Here is a 20,946-nt window from a genome sequence, read left to right on the forward strand (position 1 = left end):
GGGTTGTCACTCAAATCCGCAGGTCAGTCGGCAAGCCGTCTTGTTCAATCTGTGAAGGCCTGAGGGGGTCGCCGGTGTCGGGACCGCCCTCAAGCTTTGCTGCATCAAGGCGAGCGATCAGCGTCGCTTGGCCATTTCGTTGATGAAGCGATCGAACAATGGCGCTACGTCGTTCGGGCCAGGGCTGGCTTCAGGGTGACCCTGGAAGCTGAAGGCGCTCTTGTCGGTAAGCTCGATGCCTTGCAGTGTGCCGTCGAACAGCGATTTGTGGATCGCGCGGACGTTGCCTGGCAGGGTCGCGTCGTCTACCGCGAAGCCGTGGTTCTGACTGGTGATCATCACCACACCGCTGTCCAGGTCCTGGACCGGGTGGTTGGCGCCGTGGTGGCCGTGCCCCATTTTCAGGGTCTTGGCGCCGGCGGCCAGGGCCAGCAGCTGGTGACCGAGGCAGATGCCGAACACCGGGATGTCGGTTTCCAGCACGTCCTTGATCGCCTGGATCGCGTAGTCGCAAGGCTCGGGGTCACCGGGGCCGTTGGACAGGAACACGCCATCCGGATTGAGCGCCAACACGTCAGCCGCTGGCGTTTGCGCCGGCACCACGGTTACGCGGCAACCGCGCGCCACCAGCATGCGCAGGATGTTCAGCTTGACGCCGTAGTCGTAGGCAACCACGTGGTACGGCAGCTCGGAGGCATCGATGGTCGCATGGCTGTCGGTTTTCAGATCCCAGACCGTCGAGCGCCATTCGTATTGCTCTTTGGTGCTGACGACTTTCGCCAGGTCCATGCCCTTGAGGCCAGGGAAACCTTGCGCGGCGGCGATGGCCGCTTCTTCGGAAATGTTGTCACCGGCCATGATGCAGCCGTTCTGCGCGCCTTTCTCACGCAGGATGCGCGTCAGTCGGCGAGTGTCGATACCGGCGATTGCCACCACATTGTTGGCTTTCAGGTAATCGGACAGCGACAGCTTGTTACGCCAGTTGCTCGCCACCAGTGGCAGGTCACGGATGACCAGGCCAGCGGACCAGACGCGATCGGACTCGGCGTCTTCCGGCGTGGTGCCGGTATTGCCGATGTGCGGGTAAGTCAGGGTAACGATCTGTTGGGCGTAGGAAGGATCGGTAAGGATTTCCTGATAGCCGGTCATGGCGGTGTTGAACACCACCTCACCAACGGTTTGACCGTCGGCTCCAATGGCTTCGCCGCGAAAAATGCTGCCATCAGCAAGGGCGAGTATGGCTGGCTTAGTCAAGAAGACCTCCCGTAAATAAAGCCTGAAAGGGCGATCGCAGGTTGTAAAAAAGCGGAGTGACGTATGGACACGTCACCCCGCTTCTTCACCGAATAATTCTGCGCGCTTTTAGTGGACACACTAAAGCTGTAGCTTACAGAAAAAGGCATTTTTGGTCTACCGCCAATGAGCCAAAAAGGCCGGAGAATGCGACAGGACGTCGCTTGGCGGGGTAAAACCGGGTCCAAACGCTGAGTCCGGACCCGATTTCGGGCGCATCTTACCGCAGGTCGAGCACGTCTTGCATGTCGTAAAGGCCTGGACCGCGTCCGTCCAGCCACAATGCAGCACGAACCGCACCCTTGGCGAACGTCATGCGACTGGAAGCCTTGTGCGTGATCTCGACACGCTCACCGTCGGCGGCGAACAGCACGGTGTGATCGCCAACGATGTCACCGGCACGCACTGTGGCGAAGCCAATGGTTTCGCGAGCACGGGCACCGGTCTGACCTTCACGGCCGTACACCGCCACCTTCTTCAAGTCGCGACCCAACGCATCGGCAATCACTTCCCCCATGCGCACGGCAGTCCCCGACGGCGCGTCGACTTTATGCCGGTGGTGGGCTTCGGAGATTTCGATATCGACGTCGTCACCCAACACACGGGCAGCCGTGTCGAGCAGCTTCAGGCACAGGTTGACGCCGACACTGAAGTTGGCGGCGAAGACGATAGGAATGTCCTTGCCCGCCTCGGCCAGCAACTGCTTCTCTTCAACGCTGAAGCCGGTGGTGCCGATGATCATCGACTTCCCGTGCTTGCGGCAGAACGCGAGGTTCTTCAGGGTCACCGTCGGGTGTGTGAAGTCGATCAGCACGTCGAACTCGTCGACCACCCGCCCCAGATCACCGGACAGCGGCACGCCGATACGACCCAACGCCGCCAACTCGCCGGCATCGGCACCGACCAGTGAGCTGTCCGGGCGATCCACCGCCGCCGTCAGACCGGCACCCGGCGTTTGCTGCACGGCTTCGACCAGGGTTTTGCCCATGCGCCCGGCGGCGCCCATCACTGCAATACGTCGCATGCCTGTCTCCTTACAAATCGCCGAAGAAGCGCTTTACGCCTTCGAACCAACCAGTGGTTTTCGGCGAATGACTGTTATCGTCCGCCAGCGAGCTACGGAACTCTTCCAGCAGTTCGCGCTGGCGACGCCCCAGGTTGACCGGGGTTTCGACCGCCACGCGACACATCAGGTCACCGGCACCGCCGCCTCGCACTGGCGCGACGCCTTTGCCGCGGACTCGGAACTGCTTGCCGGTCTGAGTGCCCTCGGGGATCTTCAGTTTGACCCGACCATCGAGGGTCGGAATCTCCAGTTCGCCACCCAGCGCCGCGTCGACAAAGCTGATCGGCACTTCGCAGAACAGGTGTTTGCCGTCACGCTGGAAGATCGCGTGCTCGCGCACATTGATCACCACGTACAGGTCGCCGGTCGGGCCACCCTGTGCACCCGCCTCGCCTTCGCCGGACAGGCGAATGCGATCACCGGTATCGACGCCGGCCGGCACTTTCACCGAGAGCGTCTTGTACTCTTCGACACGGCCTTCGCCGTTGCAGGAATCGCACGGGTCGGAAATGATCTTGCCCTGGCCATGGCAGCGCGGGCAGGTCTGCTGCACCGAGAAGAAGCCCTGCTGCATGCGGACCTGGCCGATACCGCCACAGGTCGGGCACGTGACAGGCGAAGAGCCTTTCTTGGCGCCCGAGCCGTCGCACGGCTTGCAGTTGACCAGTGTCGGAACGCGGATATTCACGGTGGTACCGCGCACCGCCTCTTCCAGGTTCAGCTCCAGGGTATAACGCAGGTCGCTGCCGCGCTGAGCGCCGCCACGAGAACCGCCGCGACCGCCACCGAAGAAGTCGCTGAAGACATCACCAAAGATGTCGGAGAAGTTCTGGCCGCCAAACCCGGCACCGCCGCCGCCCATGCTTGGATCGACACCGGCATGGCCGTACTGGTCGTACGCCGCGCGCTTGCTGGAATCGGACAGCACTTCGTAGGCCTCGTTGGCCTCCTTGAACATCTCTTCCGACGCTTTGTCATCGGGATTACGGTCCGGGTGGTGCTTCATCGCCAGGCGACGGTAGGCCTTCTTCAGGTCCGCTTCGCTTGAGCCGCGCTCAACACCCAATACTTCGTAATAGTCACGCTTTGCCATAAGTCTTTGCACTCTTAAGGACGTTCGGCAAACCCCTCCTGAGCCTCGCCAAACTCGTTGAGCCCCAATACAGGCCCGGACCCAACTCACGTCAATTCAACGATCCTGGTCTTTGATTCGATGCGGTACTTGCGGCTCGAAAAGCAGGAGCATCCTCGGCCATACCATCAGCGTCCGAACGTTGTCGCACGCTGTAAAAATTCGCTAACTCCAGACACGCCAACGCGGGAGCAAGCTCCCGCGCGGCGACATCCTACCAGTCACCGCCTGAAGGCAGTCAACCGGGCGACCAACAACTTACTTGTGGTCTTTGACTTCTTCGAACTCGGCATCCACGACGTCGTCGGCTTTTTCAGCTTTTTCGTCGTTCGGTGCCGCGCCTTCAGCCGGCTGAGCCTGCTCGGCGTACATTTTCTGAGCCACTGGCGCGGAGACTTTGGACAGCTCTTCAACCTTGGCGTCGATAGCAGCCTTGTCGTCGCCTTTGATGGCGGCTTCCAGGGCAACTACTGCAGCTTCGATAGCAGTCTTCTCTTCAGCGGTCACTTTGTCGCCGGCATCAGCGACCATTTTACGCGTCGAGTGCACCAGGGCGTCGCCCTGGTTGCGGGCACTGGCCAGCTCTTCGAACTTGCGGTCTTCCTCGGCGTTCACTTCAGCATCACGAACCATCTGCTGAATTTCTTCCTCGGACAGACCGGAGTTGGCCTTGATCACGATCGACTGAGTCTTGCCGGTGGCCTTGTCTTTCGCGCCGACGTGCAGGATGCCGTTGGCGTCGATGTCGAAGGTCACTTCGATTTGTGGCACGCCACGTGGTGCTGGTGGAATCTCGGCCAGGTCGAACTTGCCCAGGGACTTGTTCTGGGCGGCTTGCTTGCGCTCACCTTGCAGCACGTGAATGGTCACCGCGCCCTGGTTGTCGTCGGCCGTCGAGAACACTTGCGATTTCTTGGTAGGAATCGTGGTGTTTTTCTCGATCAGCGCAGTCATCACGCCACCCATGGTTTCGATACCCAGGGTCAGCGGGCTGACGTCGAGCAGCAGCACGTCTTTCACGTCGCCGGCCAATACCGCACCCTGGATAGCAGCACCCATGGCAACGGCTTCGTCAGGGTTGACGTCTTTACGTGCTTCTTTACCGAAGAAATCGGTAACCAGCTTCTGAACCAGTGGCATACGGGTCTGACCGCCGACCAGGATCACGTCGTTGATCGCGCCAATTTCGATACCGGCGTCTTTCATTGCAATGCGGCAAGGTTCGATGGTGCGTTGAACCAGGTCTTCAACCAGCGCTTCCAGCTTGGAACGCGAGATTTTCACGTTCAAGTGCTTTGGACCGGTCGCGTCTGCGGTGATGTACGGCAGGTTCACGTCGGTCGACTGGCTCGAGGACAGTTCGATCTTGGCTTTTTCAGCCGCTTCTTTCAGGCGCTGCATCGCCAGCGGATCACCTTTGAGGTTCATGCCGCTTTCTTTCTTGAATTCGTCGACGAGGTAGTCGATCAGACGAATGTCAAAGTCTTCACCGCCCAGGAACGTGTCGCCGTTGGTGGCCAACACTTCGAACTGGTGCTCGCCATCGACTTCAGCGATTTCGATCACGGAAACGTCGAAAGTACCGCCGCCCAAGTCATAAACGATCACGGTGTGATCGCCCTTGGCCTTGTCCATACCGTAAGCCAGCGCAGCTGCGGTCGGTTCGTTGATGATACGTTTAACGTCCAGGCCCGCGATGCGGCCGGCATCCTTGGTGGCTTGACGCTGGCTGTCGTTGAAGTAGGCCGGAACGGTGATCACCGCTTCAGTCACTGGCTCGCCGAGGTAGTCTTCGGCGGTCTTCTTCATCTTCTTCAGAATTTCAGCCGAGATTTGTGGCGGTGCCATTTTCTGGCCGTTCACTTCAACCCAGGCGTCGTTGTTGTCAGCCTTGACGATCTTGTAAGGGACCATCTGGATGTCTTTCTGCACGACTTCTTCGTCGAAACGACGACCGATCAAACGCTTCACCGCATACAGGGTGTTGTGCGGATTGGTCACTGCCTGACGCTTGGCGGACTGGCCAACCAGGATTTCGCCATCGTTGGCATACGCCACGATCGAAGGGGTGGTACGCGTGCCTTCGGCGTTTTCGATGACTTTGGCTTTGCCGTTTTCAAGAATGGAGACGCAGGAGTTGGTAGTCCCCAGGTCGATACCGATAATTTTGCCCATGTTCACTCTCCCGAAATTTTGGATTTGGATGCCGCAGCAGTGGTGGCTAACTGCGGTAGCACTTAAACGCTTGACTTCTAAATGGGGGCCTTGCGGCTAATTTCAAGCCTGCTCGTCAATAGAAGGCGAAACTGGCGCAGGCACTTTGCTGACCACAACCATGGCCGGGCGCAGCAGGCGGCCGTTGAGCTGATAGCCCTTCTGAAACACCTTGAGCACGCTGTTCGGCTCGACGTCGGCGCTTTCCTGCATGGCCATTGCCTGATGCTGCGATGCATTGAAGGGCTCGCCTTCAGGGTCGATCACTTCCAGCTGATAACGCTTCAGGGTGTCCTGGAACATTTTCAGGGTCAGTTCGATACCTTCACGCATCGGACGAATGTTTTCGTCGTCAGGGCTGGACAACTCCAGGCCACGCTCGAGGCTGTCGATGATCGGCAGCAGGTCACCGGCGAATTTCTCCAGGGCGAACTTGTGAGCCTTCTCTACATCCTGCTCGGCGCGACGGCGGACGTTCTGCAGATCAGCCGCTACACGCAAAGCCTGATCATGCGCACCAGCCAATTGCTCTTCGAGCACTTGTACACGAGCCGCCAGCTCATCACCCTCCTGGGCAGCCTGGTCGGCGTCTAGATTTTGCGTATCCACTGTCTGTTCGTCAGCCATAGATTTCTCCTTTCAATATCGTCCGCGAGCTCAACTCGCGCTTCTGTCCCGGTATATGGGGCCGCAAATTCGAGCTTCAAGGGCCGCTCACTGATTAACCCTACAAAAAACAGCTGCATTGTCATTCCCGGTCGCACTAAGGATTTCGTCGGTCCAAGCAAATCGAGCTAACGAGGGCCATTGTCAGCCAGAATCAAAACACTGTATAAATAACCAGACCTAATGCCTGGGAGCGGCCTTTATGCTGGTGCACCTGTCCGTACACAACTACGCCATCGTTGAACATCTCGATCTCGAACTCGATCGCGGGATGAGCGTGATCACAGGGGAAACCGGCGCCGGCAAGTCGATCATGCTCGACGCCCTGGGCCTGACCCTGGGCGATCGCGCCGACAGCGGCGTGGTCCGCCCCGGCGCCGACAAGGCCGATATCCTGGCCACCTTCGACCTGGTCGACATTCCGGAAGCCAGCACCTGGCTGGCCGAGCGCGACCTGGAGAGCGACGGCCCGTGCATCCTGCGCCGGGTGATCACTGCCGAAGGACGCTCGCGGGGCTACATCAACGGCACCCCCTGCCCGCTTGGCGACCTCAAGGCCCTGGGCGAGTTGCTGATCGATATCCACAGCCAGCACGAACACCAGTCCTTGCTCAAGACCGACACCCACCGCCGCCTGCTCGACGAGTACGCCGGCGCGACGGACCTTGCCCGCCAGGTGCAACTGGCCGCCCAACGCTGGCGCCAGACGCGCCAGGAACGGGATCGCCTGTCCAACTCCGGCGACGAGCAGCGCGCTCGTCACCAGCTGCTCAGTTATCAACTCGAGGAGCTGGAAAACCTCGGCCTCGGTGAAAACGAGCTGGAGCAACTCGAGCAAGAGCACAAGAACCTGACCAACGCCGAGACGCTGCTGGGCATCTGCCGGCAGGTGGTCGAACAATGCAGCGAAAGTGATTCAGGCAATGTCCTGAACGCGCTCACCGCCAGCCTCAACCGCCTGTCGAGCGTGAACAACTCGATCGGCGCCCTGGGTGAAGCCAGCAGCCTGCTGACCAGCGCACAGATCCAGGTCGAGGAAGCCGTGGGTGAACTGAACCGCTTCCTGGATAACTTCGACGCCGACCCGGCGCGTCTTCAGTACCTGGAAGAACGGCTCGACGCGATTTACACCATGGCGCGCAAACATCGCATTCAACCGACCGAGGTCGCGGAGATGCAACAGCGCCTGCTGGATGAAATCGAAACCCTGAATGCCAACGACGAATCCATCGAACGACTGAGCGATGAGCTGGCGTCCTACGCCCGTCATTATCAGGAGAAGGCCCGGGAACTGAGCGACCTGCGCCATCAAGCCTCAAGCAGCCTGGCCAGCGCCGTGGAGCAGGAAATCCAGCGACTGGGCATGCCGGGGGGGCGCTTTACCATCGAACTGCGGCCCAACAGCAGCGATGAATTGCTGCCCAACGGTCTCGAACAGGTAGAACTGCTGGTGAGCGCCAACCCGGGGCAGCCGCTCAAAGCCCTGGCAAAAGTGGCCTCCGGTGGCGAGCTGTCACGAATCAGCCTGGCGATTCAGGTCATCACCGCGCAAACCTCGCGCGTACCGACCCTGGTCTTCGACGAAGTGGACGTGGGTATTGGCGGCCCGACTGCCGAGATTGTCGGCCAGTTGCTGCGTCGTCTCGGTGAACGTGGGCAGGTGCTGACAGTGACCCACTTGCCGCAGGTAGCGGCGCAAGGTCATCAACATCTATTCGTGCACAAGGTGCGCGGCGAGGACGCAACCCGCACGGCGGTCTCCAAGCTGAACAAGAATGATCGTATCGAAGAAGTGGCGCGAATGCTGGGCGGTATCGATCTGACCAAGGAATCCTTGGCTCACGCGAAAAAAATGGTCGTCATTGCAAAGATTTAGCCATGGCAGATAGCACGAAGGCGACCCTGGGGTCGCCTTCGTTCGTTTCGCGAACCTCAAGTTCGCGCGACATGCTTACTTTTTCTTGCGCACGTACAGTACAAGGTTGTGATCAACCATCTCGAAGCCATACTTGTCGACGATTGCCTTCTGCAGTCGCTCGATTTCTTCATCGAAGAATTCGATCACTTCGCTGGTTTCGACGTTGACCATATGGTCGTGATGCTTGCCGTCATCCAGCTCGAAGACCGCATGGCCTCCGTCGAAGTTGTGCCGCACCACAAGGCCAGCTGCCTCGAACTGGGTCAGAACACGGTAAACCGTGGCCAGACCGACGTCCTCACCAGCTTCCATCAGTGCCTTGTAGACGTCCTCGGCACTCATGTGGCGTTGCTCGGTGGAATCGAGCATTTGCAGAATCTTGACCCGTGGAAGGGTCACTTTGAGGCCGGCTTTGCGTAGTTCGCTATTTTCAACCATGGTCAGCTTTCTCGCGATGCTGCTTCGCAGCTTCTCTTAATGCGGGTATGATCGGCGTTTACGTTGTCCCAGCCAAGATAGTGGAAGTCGCCCACCGATGCAAAACACCAAGCTCTTGCTAACCAGTTTCACCTTTGTGGGACTGCTCGCACTCGCCGGTTGTTCATTCCCCGGGGTTTACAAAATCGACATCCAGCAGGGCAATGTCGTCACGCAGGACATGATAGACCAGTTACGCCCGGGAATGACCCGTCGGCAAGTACGGTTTATCATGGGCAACCCTCTGCTGACTGACACGTTCCATGCCGATCGCTGGGATTATCTCTATAGCCTGCAACCGGGTGGCGGTGAACGCCAACAGGAACGCATTAGCGTTATCTTCAACCCAAATGACCAACTTGTCAGCCTCTCCGGTGATTTCATGCCGGGCATGAGCCGAGACGAAGCCATTCTTGGCAAGGACAGCGGCACCAGCGTGACCGCACCTGCAGAAAATGCCGAGAAGCCGAAACCGGAAAAACCAGTCAAGCCAGGCTCGTTGCTGGATCAGATCCAGAAGGACGTCGACGGCGTAGAAACCGTTCCGGTCCCGACGCCACAACCGCTGGACACCTCGCCGCAATAATAATTGCGAGGCAATAAAAAACCCGGCATGTCCGGGTTTTTTATTGCCTGGCGTTTATCCGCGTCACTGATTCCGCGTCTTGGCCTCGGCCGCCTTGGCGGCGCGCAGCCGACGAATTTCTTTCGGATCGGCCAGCAGCGGCCGATAAATTTCGATGCGATCCCCTGCCTGAACTGCACGACTGTCCGGATCGAGGATCACCTTTGCGAAGATCCCCACAGGACAATTGGCCAGATCCAGTTCCGGAAACTCCTCGCCGACACCCGACTTCTGCAAAGCTGCTCGCACTGTAGTCCCCGCAGGCACCGTCACAGCGAGCAGCACCTGACGATCAACGGCGGCATACACCACCTCGACCTCGATCATTGCCTCAACCATGCATCTGCCTGGCCCGCTGGCAGAACGCATCCACCAGCGTATTGGCCGCCTGATTGAACAACGGCCCCAAGGTCGCGCGAATGATCGGCCCGGCGTAATCGAACGACAGATCCAGGCTGATCTTGCACGCCTTCTCGCCCAGCGGCTTGAACACCCACACGCCGTGCAACTGAGTGAACGGACCTTTTTCAAGGTTCATTTCGATCGACTGTCCAGGCACCAGGGTATTGCGCGTCACAAAGTGCTGACTGAGCCCGCCCTTGGCTACGCCCACACTGGCGCGCATGTGCTCGGGGGAGCTTTCAAGGACTTCGGCCGACGAGCACCACGGCAGGAACTCCGGGTAACTCGCTACGTCGTTGACCAGGTCATACAGCGCTTGCGCGGGGTACGGCAGCAGGGCCGAACGTTGAATGTGTGTCGTCATGTCAGCGTCACTTCCACAGCTGGGCGGCAAACACTACGAGAATGCCGATGGGCGCCACATAGCGCATCAAGAACAGGGACAGGGCGAACAACGTCGGGCTGCGGATCGACAATTCGTCGCGTACCGCTTCCCGACCCATCACCCATCCCGCAAACACCACGAAACATAATCCACCGAGTGGCAACATGATTCGCGAGGTGAAGAAATCGATCACACCAAAGAAGTCCAGGCCACCGGCCGCACCCCATTGGTAGAGATGGAACATCCCGCCTTCGTTCACGAAAAACTTGGCTTGCTTCCAGATATTGAAGGAAAAGACCGTGCCCAGGCCGACAAACCAGCAAGTGAATGCCAACCAGAACGTCACCCAGGCGCGCCTGACTTTAGTGCGCTCAACCAGGTAAGCCACCATCGGTTCGAGCAAGGAAATCGCCGAACTCCAGGCGGCAATCGCCACCAGTACGAAGAACACTACGCCCATCAACTGGCCGAAGGCTACGTTGCCAAAGGCAAATGGCAGGCTGACGAACATCAGCCCCGGCCCTTCGCTCGGGTTCAGGCCCGCGGCAAACACAATCGGAAACAACGCCAGGCCCGCGACCAGGGAAACGAACGTATCCAGCAGCGCCACGCCGACGATGGTGCCGGAAATAGACGAATCCTTCGGCATATAGGCGCCATAGATCATGATCGAACCAACGCCCACGCTCAGGGAAAAGAACGCGTGTCCCATGGCCGGCAGCAAGCCGTCCAGGACTTTTTCCGGGTGGAAGTCGAACATGAAATGCACGCCCTCCATGAAATGGCCGGTGGTCATGCTGTAGCCCAGCAACACCAGAATCATCACGAACAGCAGCGGCATCATGATGCGCAGGCTGCGCTCGAGGCCGGCCACCACGCCCTTGGCGATCACGATGGCGGACAGCAGCATGAAAATCGTGTGCCAAAGTGTCAGGCGCCATGGATCGGCGATCACATTGCCGAAATACGCGCCAACCTGGTCTGCCGTCGCCCCCTGAAAATCACCGCGCCCCATGTCGATGATGTAATCCAGCGACCAGCCGCCGACCACACTATAGAACGACAGGATCAGCAGCGCCGTGATCATCCCGGCGAAAGCCCCCCAGGACCACTTCGCCGAATGCCCCGCTTCGAGCGCCAACACCTTCAAGGCATTGGCCGGGCTCTGCCGGGCGCGACGGCCGATCAGGGTTTCCGCCAGCATGACCGGCACACCGATCAGCGCGATACAGGCCAGGAACATCAGCACGAAGGCGCCGCCGCCGTAGACGCCGACCATGTACGGGAATTTCCAGATACTACCCAGGCCCACGGCCGAACCGGTCGCGGCGAGTATGAAGACCCAGCGGCTAGCCCAACTGCCGTGGACAGAAACCTTGTCTGTCGACATCGTTATCACGCCCAAGCGTTCAAAAAAGAGGCCGCATTGTCCGGGATTCAATCAACCTGCTCAAGCACGTAGCGATACCGTAGCCGACTAGCGAGTAACTCCCTATAATGCCGCCCCTATGGCTAAACAGAAGAAACACCCAACAGGGACCATCGCGCAAAATAAAAAGGCGCGACACGATTACTTCATCGAGCATAAGTTCGAGGCTGGTCTGGTCCTGGCCGGCTGGGAAGTAAAAAGTCTGCGGGCAAGCAAGCTGCAACTGGTTGACAGTTACGTGCTGCTCAAGGATGGCGAAGCCTGGCTGCTTGGCAGCCACATTACGCCGCTGATGACCGCCAGCACCCACGTCATCGCCGATCCGACCCGCACCCGTAAATTGCTGCTCAACCGACGCGAGCTGGAAAAGCTGGCCTCGGCCGTGCAGCAGAAAGGCTACGCCTGCGTGTGCCTGTCCTGGTACTGGAGCAAGCACATGGTCAAGTGCGAGATCGCTCTGGGCAAGGGCAAGAAGGAATACGACAAGCGTGATACCGAACGCGAACGCGACGCCGGTCGCGAGTTGCAGCGTGCGGTGCGGAACAAGGGCAAGGAAGATTGATCTTCCAGCCTTGAGGTCCCCATCGCGGGCAAGCCCGCTCCCACAGGGTTCCGGGTTTGCCGCAAACATATCGGCGTCCACGGACCTTGTGGGAGCGGGCTTGCCCGCGAATGCAATCGCATAAACGATACAAAACCCACTGACTACATCCCCTTGCGCCGCTCCGCCCGAGCCATGCGCTGCACTTCCTGACGCACCTCCTCCAGCACTTCCTGCACATACAAAATGTGCCGACTGGAGACTTCCCGCGCCTGCTCCGCCCTGCCTTCGATAATCGCCAGGTACAACTCCCGATGCTGTGAAATCAGCATGTCGCGGGTTTCGGTGCGTTGCTTGTACATCCCGCCGATGTTGGTCACCACATTGCGCTTGAGCAGATCGAACAGCCCGCGAATCGTGTGCAGCAACACCGCGTTGTGACTGGCTTCAGCGATCGCCAGATGGAATTTCGCATCCGCTGCGCCCTCTTCCGCACGGCTCACCTCATCGTGGCGCGTGTAGCAGTCCTGCAATTCGTTGAACGCCGTAGCCAGCCGTTCGCGATCGACATCCGTGGCACGCAACGCTGCGTAATAGGCGCAGGACGCTTCCAGGGTGTGACGAAACTCCAGCAGGTCGCGCTGGGCTTCAGGGTTGCTTTCCAGCAGATGCAGCAGCGGATCACTGAACGTCGATCCCAGCGACTCCACCACATAGTTGCCGCCGCCCTGGCGACTGACCAGCAAACCCTTGGCCGCCAGTTTTTGAATCGCTTCACGCAACGAAGGGCGTGACACACCAAACTGCTCGGCCAACGTCCGTTCGGCCGGCAGACGCTCGCCCGCCTTCAGCGTGCCCTCGAGGATCATCCCCTCGAGCCGCTCGACAATATCGTCAGACAAACGGCGCTGACGTATCTGATCAAACCCCATAACTCACTTCTCCACGATCCCGGCAGCTCGCCGAGCCTTCTATTCTGGCCGATCAGCGCTGAGTCGGCACCCTGGCAGATGGCATTGGACCGACCGCATCAGACGACCTGCGCGCCGGGTATTCGACAAAAGTTGCAGGGTGACAAATTGACACGCCGCCCATAAGGCTTTTACCCTAGCCAACAGCGATTGTAAATTGGTATTACCAATTAACCAAGAACGCTGACCAGTGCCTGACCAACAACAATTAGGGGCCACCCCATATGCAAACCTGGCAACAGCTCTATAGTCCGCTCGGCAGTCTCGGTCTTTCCGCGCTCGCCGCCGTTATCCCCATCGTATTTTTCTTCCTGGCCTTGGCCGTGTTCCGCCTCAAAGGCCATGTGGCCGGCAGCATCACCCTGGCCTTGTCCATTGCCGTGGCCATCTTCGCGTTCCAGATGCCGGTCGACATGGCGTTCGCTGCCGCCGGCTACGGGTTCGCCTATGGCCTGTGGCCGATTGCCTGGATCATCGTCGCGGCGGTGTTCCTCTACAAACTCACGGTCAAGAGCGGCCAGTTCGAAGTGATCCGCAGCTCGGTGCTGTCGATTACCGATGACCAGCGCCTGCAAGTGCTGTTGATCGGCTTCTGCTTCGGTGCGTTCCTGGAAGGTGCCGCCGGTTTCGGTGCGCCGGTCGCGATTACCGCCGCACTGCTGGTGGGACTGGGTTTCAACCCGCTGTACGCCGCAGGCCTGTGCCTGATCGCCAATACCGCACCGGTCGCATTTGGTGCCCTGGGGATCCCGATCATCGTCGCCGGGCAAGTCACCGGCATCGATGCGTTCAAGATCGGCGCCATGACCGGCCGTCAATTGCCGCTGCTGTCGCTGTTCGTGCCGTTCTGGCTGGTGTTCATGATGGACGGCTTGCGCGGCGTGCGGGAAACCTGGCCGGCAGCGCTGGTGGCGGGCCTGAGCTTTGCCATCACCCAGTACTTCACCTCCAACTTCATTGGCCCGGAACTGCCGGACATCACCTCGGCCCTGGCCAGCCTGATATCCCTGACCCTGTTCCTGAAAGTCTGGCAGCCGAAACGTGCCGCTGGCCAACACATCGTCGGCGCCGTCTCGGCTTCGGTGGTGAGCGCCAGCGCCGGCGGTTTCGGCCTGCCGCGCAGCACCGTGGCGTCGCCCTACAGCTTCGGTGAAATCCTCAAGGCCTGGTCGCCGTTCCTGATCCTCACCGTGCTGGTCACCATCTGGACATTGAAACCGTTCAAGGCAATGTTCGCCGCTGGCGGCTCGATGTACAGCTGGGTGTTTAACATCGCCATCCCCCACCTGGATCAGTTGGTGATCAAGGTCGCACCGATCGTGACCGCCCCGACGGCCCTGCCGGCGGTGTTCAAGCTCGACCCGATTTCCGCGACCGGTACAGCGATCTTCTTCTCGGCGCTGATCTCGATGCTGGTGCTGAATATCAATGTCAGAACTGGTCTGACCACTTTGAAAGAGACCTTCTATGAGCTGCGCTGGCCGATTCTGTCCATCGGCATGGTGTTGGCGTTTGCCTTCGTCACCAACTACTCGGGCATGTCCTCGACCATGGCCCTGGTACTGGCAGGCACCGGCGCGGCGTTCCCGTTCTTCTCGCCGTTCCTCGGCTGGCTGGGCGTGTTCCTGACCGGTTCCGACACTTCGTCCAACGCCCTGTTCAGTTCGCTGCAAGCGACCACTGCGCACCAGATCGGCGTCAGCGATGTGTTGCTGGTTGCGGCGAACACCAGCGGTGGCGTGACCGGCAAGATGATCTCGCCACAATCGATCGCCGTCGCCTGCGCCGCGACCGGGCTGGTGGGCAAGGAATCGGATCTGTTCCGTTTCACCCTCAAGCACAGCCTGTTCTTCGCAACGATCGTCGGCCTGATTACCTACATCCAGGCCTATTGGCTCACCGGCATGCTGGTGCACTAAGTACTACACGAAAAAAGCAAAAACCGACGCCGGACCACGATTCCGGCGTCAGCTATTCACAACCCGGTCTGTAAGGCTGCTGAAAGCTTGCCTCTCTATATTCAGCAGCCTCAACAGACGGATAACCGGGACCACCCGGAGACACGCCTGATGAGCGAGCTTTTTTACAACGCTGTGCCGAATGCGACCCGCGTCGCCCCGCCACTGTCCGAGCCTCGGCAATACCCCAGCGAGAAACCATCACGGGTCTACCTGTTCGGGACCTGCGTGGTGGATTTGTTCTACCCCGAAGCCGGGATGGATGCGATCCACTTGCTGGAACGCGAAGGCATTCGTGTCGAGTATCCGCAAGGGCAAAGCTGCTGCGGACAGCCGGCCTACACCTCGGGTTACACCGAGCAGGCGAGGACCGTGGCACGCTCGCAACTGGCGTTGTTTGCCGGGGATTATCCGGTGGTGGTGCCGTCAGGCTCTTGTGCGGGCATGTTGCGCGAACATTACGCCGACTTGTTCAAGGACGAGCCGGACACGCTGAAACAGGTTAAGGCCCTGGCCGCCCGGACTTATGAACTGGCCGAATTCCTGTTGTTTGTCTGCAAGGTGCAGCTCAAGGACAGTGGCGAGCCAGTCAAAGTCGCGTTGCACACCTCGTGTTCGGCGCGGCGTGAGATGAACACCCACCTGCATGGCCGCGAGCTGTTGGCGCAGCTAGGCAATGTGGAGCGAGTCGATCACAGCCACGAAAGCGAATGCTGTGGCTTCGGTGGGACTTTCAGCGTCCGTATGCCAGACATTTCCGGCGCGATGGTGGCTGACAAGACCCGCTCGTTGAAGGAATCCGGCGCGCATCAGGTACTCAGTGCCGACTGCGGTTGCCTGATGAACATCAACGGCTCGCTGGAGAAACAGCAGGAAGCGTTGCGCGGCCAACACCTGGCCAGCTTCCTTTGGCAGCGAACCGGAGGTGTTCTATGAACGCCTCCGCGATTATTCCTACGGTCGCCGTAGAAGAAGATTTTCGCACCCGCGCTCACGAGGCTTTGGGTGACAAGCAATTGCGAAACAACTTTCGCACGGCGATGGATTCGCTGATGACCAAACGGGCAGCGTCCTTCAGCGATGCCCATGAAAGAGAACACTTGCGAGCGCTGGGCAATGCCGTCCGCGCCCGTGCGTTATCCAAGTTGCCCGACCTGCTCGAGCAGCTTGAACAAAACCTGACCCGCAACGGTGTGACAGTGCACTGGGCGGAAACGGTGGACGAGGCCAATGGCATCGTCCTCTCGATCATCCGCGCTCACGAGGGGCGGCAAGTGATCAAGGGCAAATCGATGGTCAGCGAAGAGATGGAGATGAACCATGTCCTCGCTGAACAGGGCATTGAATGCCTGGAATCGGACATGGGCGAGTACATCGTCCAGCTCGACCACGAGAAGCCTTCACACATTATTATGCCGGCGATTCACAAGAACGCCGGTCAGGTCGCGTCCTTGTTCCACGACAAACTTGGCGTGGAGTACACCAAGGACGTTGACCAACTCATTCAGATCGGGCGCAAAGTCTTGCGCCAGAAATTCTTCGAAGCGGACATCGGCGTCTCCGGCGTCAACTTCGCCGTGGCCGAAACCGGCACCCTGCTGCTGGTGGAAAACGAAGGCAACGGACGCATGACCACTACGGTGCCGCCGGTGCACATCGCCGTCACCGGCATCGAAAAAGTCGTGGAAAACCTGCGCGATGTCGTGCCGCTCTTGTCGCTGCTGACCCGCTCGGCCCTCGGCCAGCCGATCACCACCTACGTCAACATGATCTCCGGCCCGCGCAAGGAACACGAACTCGACGGCCCGCAGGAAGTGCATTTGGTCCTGCTGGACAACGGTCGCAGCCAGGCGTTTGCCGACAGTGAATTGCGCCAGACCCTGAACTGCATCCGCTGCGGCGCCTGCATGAATCATTGCCCGGTCTACACTCGAATCGGCGGTCACGCCTATGGCGAGGTTTACCCAGGGCCTATCGGAAAAATCATCACCCCGCACATGGTCGGCCTGGCGAAAGTCCCCGATCACCCGAGCGCGTCGTCCCTGTGCGGTGCCTGTGGTGAAGTCTGCCCGGTGAAAATCCCGATCCCCGCCTTGCTGCGACGCCTGCGGGAAGAGAACGTCAAAGCGCCGGACAGCCCGCATCAAGTCATGCGCGGCCAGGGCAGCAAGTACTCGCGCAAGGAACGCTTTATCTGGAACGCCTGGGCCAGGCTCAACAGTTCGCCGACGCTCTATCGCCTGTTCGGCTTCTTCGCCACTCGCTTGCGCGCCCTCGCGCCGAGCAACGTCGGTCCGTGGACGCAAAATCACAGCGCACCGAAACCCGCTGCCCGCTCACTGCATGACATGGCCCGCGAGCATCTGGCCAAACAGGGAGACCGTTGATGAGCGCCAAGCAAACTATCCTCGCCAAGCTGCGCAAAAGTCTGACAGGCACCACGCCGGTGCCTGACGAGTTCGACGTCGAACTGGTGACCCAGCCCTACACCTACACGCCCGAACAACGCATCCCGCAACTGCGCAAACTGATGGAAGCGGTGCACACGGAAATCCATCTCACGACCGACGCCAGTTGGCCCGAATTGCTGGCCCAATTGCTGCGGGAGCGTCAGCTGCCGAACCTGCTGATCGCGCCGACTACGCCCCATGGTCAAAAGGTCACTCAACACTGGGCGAAAAATCCCGGGCTGCCGACACTCAAGTCCTACGACCGTCCGGTTGAAGAATGGAAAGCCGAGCTGTTCAACGACACCGCGGCCAGCCTGACCACCACCCTCGGCGCCATCGCCGCGACCGGCAGCCTGATCCTCTGGCCGACGCGGGAAGAACCGCGCCTGATGAGCCTGGTGCCGCCGGTGCATTTTGCCCTGCTCAAGGCCAGTGAAATCCGCGACAACTTCTATCAGGTGCAGCAGGAATTCCAATGGGCCCAAGGCATGCCGACCAACGCGCTGCTGGTGTCCGGCCCATCGAAAACCGCTGACATCGAACAGGTCCTGGCTTACGGCGCCCACGGCCCGAAAGACCTTGTGGTGCTGATCCTGGAGGACCAATGAGTCTACCGACGGCTTTTCTGCGAGATGCACAGCAACTGATTCCCCAGGCACGCCGTTTCGACGACCCGTTGTCGACCCTGGCCTTCGGCACTGACGCCAGTTTCTATCGGCTGATTCCGCAACTGGTGATTCGTGTCGAGTCCGAAGACGAAGTGGTGGCGCTGCTCAGGCTCGCGCAACGGGATCAGGTCCCGGTGACCTTTCGCGCCGCGGGTACCAGCCTGTCCGGCCAGGCCATCAGCGATTCGGTGCTGATCGTGCTGGGGGATAACTGGAATGGTCGCGAAATCCGTGATCAGGGCATGCAAATCCGCCTGCAACCGGGCGTGATCGGCGCTCAGGCCAACGCCTGGCTGGCACCGTTCGGCCGCAAGATCGGCCCGGACCCGGCCTCGATCAACGCCTGCAAAATCGGCGGCATCGTCGCCAACAATGCCAGCGGCATGTGCTGCGGCACCGCGCAAAACACCTATCACACCCTGGCCGGCATTCGCCTGGTGCTGGCCGACGGCAGTCGGCTCGACACCGAAGATGCGGCCAGTGTTGCCGCGTTTCGCGACAGCCACGCTTCGCTGCTTGAACGCTTGGGGGCTTTGGGCCGCGAGACCCGCGCCAACGCCGAATTGGCCGCGAGAATCCGCCACAAATACCGTCTGAAAAATACCACCGGCCTGTCACTCAACGCCCTGGTGGATTTCGACGAGCCTGTGGATATCTTGAGCCACTTGCTGGTCGGTTCCGAAGGCACCCTCGGCTTCATCAGCGCGGTGACCTACGACACCGTGATCGATCACCCGAACAAGGCGTCGGCGCTGATTGTGTTCCCGGACGTGGAAACCTGCTGTAACGCGGTGACTGTGCTGAAAAGCCAGCCGGTGTCCGCCGTGGAACTGCTGGACCGCCGCAGCCTGCGTTCGGTGCAGGACAAACCCGGCATGCCGGCTTTCGTACAACACCTGTCGAACAATGCCTGCGCGTTGCTGATCGAATCCCGCGCCGCCTCGTCCACCTTGCTGCACGAACAACTGACGCAAATCATGGCGTCGTTGACCTCGTTCCCTGTGGAGAAACAAGTCGACTTCACCGAAGACCCGGTGGAAAACGCCCGGCTCTGGGCGATCCGCAAGGACACCTTCCCCGCCGTCGGCGCCGTGCGTAAAACCGGGACCACGGTGATCATCGAAGACGTGACCTTCCCCGTGGAACAACTCGCCGCCGGCGTCAACCGCTTGATCGAGCTGTTCGACAAACACCACTACGACGAAGCGATCCTTTTCGGACACGCCCTGGAAGGCAATCTGCACTTCGTCTTCACCCAGGGCTTCAACAACCCGGAAGAAGTCGCACGCTATCAGGCGTTCATGGACGACGTGGCGCAGTTGGTGGCAGTGGAGTTCGGTGGTTCGCTGAAGGCTGAACACGGCACCGGCCGCAACATGGCGCCCTTCGTCGAACTGGAGTGGGGCAGCGACGCATACCAATTGATGTGGCAGCTCAAACGCCTGCTCGATCCCAACGGCATTCTCAACCCGGACGTGGTGCTCAGTGAAGATCCGCAGATCCACCTCAAGCACCTGAAGCCACTGCCGGCCGCCGACGAGATTGTGGACAAGTGCATCGAGTGCGGCTTCTGCGAGCCGGTCTGCCCCTCGAAAGGCCTGACCCTGAGCCCGCGCCAGCGCATCGTCATCTGGCGGGACATCCAGGCGAAGAAACGTGCCGGGGTGGACACCACAGAACTTGAAGCGGCCTACGAATACCAGGGCATCGACACCTGCGCCGCGACCGGTCTCTGCGCGCAACGTTGCCCTGTCGGCATCAATACCGGCGACCTGGTGAAAAAGCTGCGCAGCCGTAACGCGACCCATACGAAAACCGCCAACTGGCTCGAAGGCAATTTCGCCAGCGCACTGCAAGGCGCACGTTTCACCCTGCACGTGGCCAACGGCGCGCGGATGCTGTTGGGCGCGCCACGACTGGCGAAACTCTCGGCCACGCTGACGCGATTATCCAAAGGCCAGGTCCCGCAATGGACCAACGCCATGCCGCAACCGGAAAAGGCCATTCGCTTCAGCCCGAGCGTGTCGGACCAGCGCCCGCGGGTGGTGTACCTGGCGGCCTGCGTGTCACGGGTCATGGGGCCCGCGGCCGGTGATCAAGAGCAGATGTCGTTGTACGACAAAACCCGTGGCTTACTGGAAAAAGCCGGTTACCAAGTGGTGTTTCCAGACAACCAGGACAGCCTCTGCTGCGGTCAGCCCTTCGCCTCCAAAGGCTACGCCGAGCAGGCCGAACACAAACGCCAGGAGCTGATCGGCGCGTTGCTGCACGCCAGTCGTGGCGGGCTCGACCCGATCTACTGCGACACCAGCCCCTGCACCTTGCGCCTGGTTCAGGACCTGGGCGAAGTTCGGCTGGACCTGTACGACCCGGTGCGTTTCATCCGCACGCACCTGATGGATCGCCTGGACTTCACCCCCCAGGAAGCGCCGATCGCGGTGCATGTCACCTGCAGCACCCAGCACCTGGGCGAAAGCCAGGCACTGATCGATCTGGCACGCAAATGCAGCCGGAACGTGGTCATTCCCGAAGGCATTCACTGCTGCGGATTTGCCGGTGACAAGGGCTTCAGCACACCGGAGCTGAACGCTCACGCCTTGCGTACGCTCAAGGATGCCGTGCAGCACTGCAGCGAGGGGATTTCTACCAGCCGCACCTGCGAAATAGGCCTGACCCAACACGGCGGAATCGACTACCACGGGCTGGTGTACCTGGTGGACCGGGTCACCCGGGCGAAGGCGACCTGAAGAA

At 60.0% G+C, this 20,946-nt stretch carries 18 protein-coding genes; 8 read left to right on the forward strand and 10 right to left on the reverse strand.

Going from position 1 to position 20,946, the window contains the following annotated elements; translation table 11 throughout:
- Positions 1–117: 117 nt before the first annotated feature.
- From carA to grpE, 5 genes are all read right to left on the reverse strand, one after another.
- Positions 118–1,254 carry a glutamine-hydrolyzing carbamoyl-phosphate synthase small subunit gene (carA, locus tag ELQ88_RS30180; protein WP_128871917.1) on the reverse strand — a complete coding sequence of 379 codons (1,137 nt, stop codon included), beginning with the start codon at positions 1,252–1,254 and terminating at the stop codon, positions 118–120.
- Positions 1,255–1,513: 259 nt separating this feature from the next.
- Positions 1,514–2,317, reverse strand: coding sequence for a 4-hydroxy-tetrahydrodipicolinate reductase (dapB, locus tag ELQ88_RS30185; protein ID WP_138969136.1), 804 nt, complete (start codon positions 2,315–2,317; stop codon positions 1,514–1,516).
- 10 nt (positions 2,318–2,327) lie between these two features.
- Positions 2,328–3,452 carry a molecular chaperone DnaJ gene (gene dnaJ, locus ELQ88_RS30190; RefSeq protein WP_128871915.1) on the reverse strand — a complete coding sequence of 375 codons (1,125 nt, stop codon included), beginning with the start codon at positions 3,450–3,452 and terminating at the stop codon, positions 2,328–2,330.
- 297 nt (positions 3,453–3,749) lie between these two features.
- Entirely contained in the window at positions 3,750–5,666 is a 1,917-nt protein-coding gene (dnaK, locus tag ELQ88_RS30195) for a molecular chaperone DnaK (protein ID WP_138969137.1), read from the reverse strand.
- A gap of 102 nt (positions 5,667–5,768) precedes the next feature.
- Positions 5,769–6,332, reverse strand: a complete 564-nt coding sequence (gene grpE / locus ELQ88_RS30200; RefSeq protein WP_128871914.1) for a nucleotide exchange factor GrpE — start codon at positions 6,330–6,332, stop codon at positions 5,769–5,771.
- Positions 6,333–6,573: 241 nt separating this feature from the next.
- Between grpE and recN the strand changes: the two genes are divergently transcribed.
- Positions 6,574–8,247 (forward strand): DNA repair protein RecN, encoded by a 1,674-nt coding sequence (gene recN / locus ELQ88_RS30205; RefSeq protein ID WP_128871913.1) that lies wholly within the window; start codon positions 6,574–6,576, stop codon positions 8,245–8,247.
- A gap of 75 nt (positions 8,248–8,322) precedes the next feature.
- Here recN and fur read toward each other — a convergent pair whose 3' ends face one another.
- Positions 8,323–8,727: a ferric iron uptake transcriptional regulator gene (gene fur, locus ELQ88_RS30210; protein WP_138969138.1), complete on the reverse strand. Its 405-nt coding sequence runs from the start codon at positions 8,725–8,727 to the stop codon at positions 8,323–8,325.
- Between the two features lie 97 nt (positions 8,728–8,824).
- On the opposite strand from fur, the gene ELQ88_RS30215 reads away from it, so the two are divergent.
- Positions 8,825–9,352 (forward strand): outer membrane protein assembly factor BamE, encoded by a 528-nt coding sequence (locus ELQ88_RS30215; RefSeq protein ID WP_128871912.1) that lies wholly within the window; start codon positions 8,825–8,827, stop codon positions 9,350–9,352.
- 63 nt (positions 9,353–9,415) lie between these two features.
- Here ELQ88_RS30215 and ELQ88_RS30220 read toward each other — a convergent pair whose 3' ends face one another.
- Genes ELQ88_RS30220 through ELQ88_RS30230 form a run of 3 tightly spaced genes read right to left on the reverse strand, consistent with a single transcriptional unit; the run spans position 9,416 to position 11,568 of the window.
- Positions 9,416–9,730: an RnfH family protein gene (locus ELQ88_RS30220; protein ID WP_138969139.1), complete on the reverse strand. Its 315-nt coding sequence runs from the start codon at positions 9,728–9,730 to the stop codon at positions 9,416–9,418.
- Positions 9,723–10,157 (reverse strand): type II toxin-antitoxin system RatA family toxin, encoded by a 435-nt coding sequence (locus tag ELQ88_RS30225; RefSeq protein WP_128871910.1) that lies wholly within the window; start codon positions 10,155–10,157, stop codon positions 9,723–9,725. The genes ELQ88_RS30220 and ELQ88_RS30225 overlap by 8 nt, the downstream gene beginning before the upstream one ends.
- 7 nt (positions 10,158–10,164) lie before the next feature.
- Positions 10,165–11,568: a sodium-dependent transporter gene (locus tag ELQ88_RS30230; RefSeq protein WP_128871909.1), complete on the reverse strand. Its 1,404-nt coding sequence runs from the start codon at positions 11,566–11,568 to the stop codon at positions 10,165–10,167.
- Positions 11,569–11,686: 118 nt separating this feature from the next.
- Between ELQ88_RS30230 and smpB the strand changes: the two genes are divergently transcribed.
- Complete coding sequence (smpB, locus tag ELQ88_RS30235) at positions 11,687–12,169, forward strand: SsrA-binding protein SmpB (protein WP_123405120.1); 483 nt, start codon at positions 11,687–11,689, stop codon at positions 12,167–12,169.
- A 143-nt stretch (positions 12,170–12,312) separates the two neighbouring features.
- On the opposite strand, the gene ELQ88_RS30240 is transcribed toward smpB, so the two are convergent.
- Positions 12,313–13,080 carry a GntR family transcriptional regulator gene (locus tag ELQ88_RS30240; protein WP_128871908.1) on the reverse strand — a complete coding sequence of 256 codons (768 nt, stop codon included), beginning with the start codon at positions 13,078–13,080 and terminating at the stop codon, positions 12,313–12,315.
- A gap of 263 nt (positions 13,081–13,343) precedes the next feature.
- Between ELQ88_RS30240 and ELQ88_RS30245 the strand changes: the two genes are divergently transcribed.
- The 5 genes from ELQ88_RS30245 (at position 13,344) to ELQ88_RS30265 (ending at position 20,942) form a co-directional block, all read left to right on the forward strand.
- Positions 13,344–15,038 carry a lactate permease LctP family transporter gene (locus ELQ88_RS30245; protein WP_138969140.1) on the forward strand — a complete coding sequence of 565 codons (1,695 nt, stop codon included), beginning with the start codon at positions 13,344–13,346 and terminating at the stop codon, positions 15,036–15,038.
- Between the two features lie 150 nt (positions 15,039–15,188).
- Entirely contained in the window at positions 15,189–16,013 is an 825-nt protein-coding gene (locus ELQ88_RS30250; RefSeq protein ID WP_138969141.1) for a (Fe-S)-binding protein, read from the forward strand.
- A complete protein-coding gene (locus ELQ88_RS30255) occupies positions 16,010–17,464 on the forward strand; it encodes a LutB/LldF family L-lactate oxidation iron-sulfur protein (RefSeq protein WP_128871905.1) in 1,455 nt (484 codons plus the stop codon). Before ELQ88_RS30250 ends, ELQ88_RS30255 begins: the two co-directional genes overlap by 4 nt.
- The gene (locus tag ELQ88_RS30260) at positions 17,464–18,135 is read left to right on the forward strand and encodes a lactate utilization protein C (RefSeq protein ID WP_128871904.1); all 672 of its coding nucleotides are present in this window, start codon (positions 17,464–17,466) and stop codon (positions 18,133–18,135) included. The genes ELQ88_RS30255 and ELQ88_RS30260 overlap by 1 nt, the downstream gene beginning before the upstream one ends.
- Positions 18,132–20,942 (forward strand): FAD-binding and (Fe-S)-binding domain-containing protein, encoded by a 2,811-nt coding sequence (locus ELQ88_RS30265; protein WP_138969142.1) that lies wholly within the window; start codon positions 18,132–18,134, stop codon positions 20,940–20,942. Before ELQ88_RS30260 ends, ELQ88_RS30265 begins: the two co-directional genes overlap by 4 nt.
- The last annotated feature ends 4 nt before the right edge of the window (positions 20,943–20,946 follow it).

It is taken from the genome of Pseudomonas sp. MPC6 (genome assembly GCF_006094435.1).
Classification (GTDB): domain Bacteria; phylum Pseudomonadota; class Gammaproteobacteria; order Pseudomonadales; family Pseudomonadaceae; genus Aquipseudomonas.